The 1,111-nt window shown below is 65.3% G+C and carries 1 protein-coding gene; it reads left to right on the top strand.

From position 1 onward, the window contains the following. Positions 1-2: 2 nt before the first annotated feature. On the top strand, positions 3-1,111 hold a 1,109-nt coding region (locus NCS00_RS33205; protein WP_250442274.1), incomplete at its 3' end, for an acetyl-CoA C-acetyltransferase.

The following is a 1,111-nucleotide window of genomic DNA, read 5'->3' as shown; positions in this document are numbered from 1 at the left end:
AAATGACTGACGTAGTGATCGTATCGGCCGCGCGTACGGCGGTAGGCAAATTCGGCGGCTCGCTCGCGAAAATCGCGGCGCCGGAACTGGGCGCGACGGTCATCAAGGCCGTGCTGGAGCGCGCGGGCGTAAAGCCGGATCAGGTGAGCGAAGTGATCCTGGGCCAAGTGCTCGCGGCCGGTTCGGGCCAGAATCCGGCGCGCCAGTCGCTCATCAAGGCGGGCTTGCCCGACATGGTGCCGGGCATGACGATCAACAAGGTCTGCGGCTCGGGCCTCAAAGCGGTGATGCTGGCAGCGAACGCGATCATCGCGGGCGACGCGGAGATCGTCGTCGCGGGCGGCCAGGAAAACATGAGCGCGGCGCCGCACGTGCTGCCGGGCTCGCGCGACGGCTTTCGCATGGGCGATGCCAAGCTGATCGACACGATGATCGTCGATGGCCTGTGGGACGTCTATAACAACTATCACATGGGCACGACGGCGGAAAACGTCGCGAAGGAATTCGGCATCACGCGCGAGCAGCAGGACGCGTTCGCGGCGCTGTCGCAGAACAAGGCGGAAGCCGCGCAGAAGGCGGGCCGCTTCAACGATGAAATCGTGCCGGTCGCGATTCCGCAACGTAAAGGCGAGCCGCTGCAATTCAACACCGACGAATTCGTGCGTCACGGCGTGACGCCCGAAGCGCTCGCCGGCCTGAAGCCGGCGTTCTCGAAGGAAGGCACGGTGACGGCTGCGAACGCATCGGGCATCAACGACGGCGCCGCGGCGGTCGTCGTGATGTCGGCGAAAAAGGCCGAAGCGCTCGGCTTGACGCCGCTCGCGCGCATCAAGGCGTACGCGAACGCGGGCGTCGATCCGAAGATCATGGGCATGGGCCCGGTGCCGGCGTCGAAGCGCTGTCTGGAGCGCGCGGGCTGGTCGGTGAACGATCTCGATCTGATGGAAATCAACGAGGCGTTCGCGGCGCAAGCGCTGGCGGTGCACAAGCAGATGGGTTGGGATCAGTCGAAGATCAACGTGAACGGCGGGGCGATCGCGATCGGTCATCCGATCGGCGCGTCGGGCTGCCGGATTCTCGTCACGCTGCTGCACGAAATGCAGAAGCGCGA

The sequence above is a fragment of the Caballeronia sp. AZ1_KS37 genome (assembly GCF_023631165.1).
GTDB classification, from domain to species: Bacteria; Pseudomonadota; Gammaproteobacteria; order Burkholderiales; family Burkholderiaceae; genus Caballeronia; species Caballeronia zhejiangensis.
Note: the sequence above shows the minus strand (reverse complement) of the source record. Positions and strands in the feature narration are given on the sequence as shown.